The following is a 965-nucleotide window of genomic DNA, read 5'->3' as shown; positions in this document are numbered from 1 at the left end:
GAACTGGCCTCCGATGTCCGCTTTGCCGAGCGCGAGACGCGCAAGCGCAACCGTGCGGCGCTTAAAGTCGAAATCGAGGACGCCCTGGCGGGCACGCCGGCGCGATTGAGCATCTCTTCCCAGGCCGCGGCCGGCGCGCCCGCCAGGGCGTCCTCGATTTCGACTTTAAGCGCCGCACGGTTGCGCTTGCGCGTCTCGCGCTCGGCAAAGCGGACATCGGAGGCCAGTTCCGGCCGGCCGATCAGCCGGCACAGCGCCACGAACTGCTCCTGCTTGTTGGCGGCGATGTTGACGAGCCCGTCGCCGGTGCGAAACGTACCGGAGGGTGCCGCCGTCATGTTCTCATTGCCCATCGGCTTGGGGTCGATGCCTACGGTCAGATAGTTGGAAACCGGCCAGCCAAGCGCGGAAAGTGTGCATTCGAGCATCGAGACGTCGAGAAAGGCACCCTCGCCGCTCGTCTTCTGCCGCACCAGCGCCGAGGTAATGGCGAACGCGCCGACCAGTCCGCCAAGCGTGTCGGCCACGGGATAGCCGACCCGCAGCGGCGCCGTTTCCGGTGTTCCGGTGATACTCATGATCCCCGACAGGCCCTGGATGATCTGGTCATAGGCGGGATTGTCGCGCATCGGCCCGGTCTGGCCGAAACCCGATATCGCGCAATAGACGAGGCCTGGACGGACCGTCTTCAGCGCCTCGTAACCAAGCCCCAGCCGATCCATCACGCCCGGGCGGAAATTCTCCACCAGGGCGTCGGCGCTGGCCACCAGATCGAAAAAGCGCTCGCGATCGGCTTGCTGCTTGAGGTCGAGCACCACCGACCGTTTGCCGGCGTTCTGCGCCAGGAACGATGCGCCCATGCCGGCGCTGTTCAGCTTTGGCGAGCCGCCGAGCTGGCGGGCTAGGTCGCCGCCTTGCGGCGCCTCGACCTTGATCACATCGGCGCCGAGCAGCGCCAGCTGATA

The 965-nt window shown here is 66.3% G+C and carries 1 protein-coding gene; it reads right to left on the bottom strand.

Going from position 1 to position 965, the window contains the following annotated elements:
• Window positions 1-965 (bottom strand): CaiB/BaiF CoA transferase family protein (locus EN939_RS35795; RefSeq protein WP_245473305.1); only part of this gene is annotated, 965 nt, incomplete at both ends.

Source organism: Mesorhizobium sp. M7A.F.Ca.CA.002.05.1.1, from assembly GCF_003998335.1.
Taxonomy (GTDB): Bacteria; Pseudomonadota; Alphaproteobacteria; order Rhizobiales; family Rhizobiaceae; genus Mesorhizobium.
Note: the sequence above shows the minus strand (reverse complement) of the source record. Positions and strands in the feature narration are given on the sequence as shown.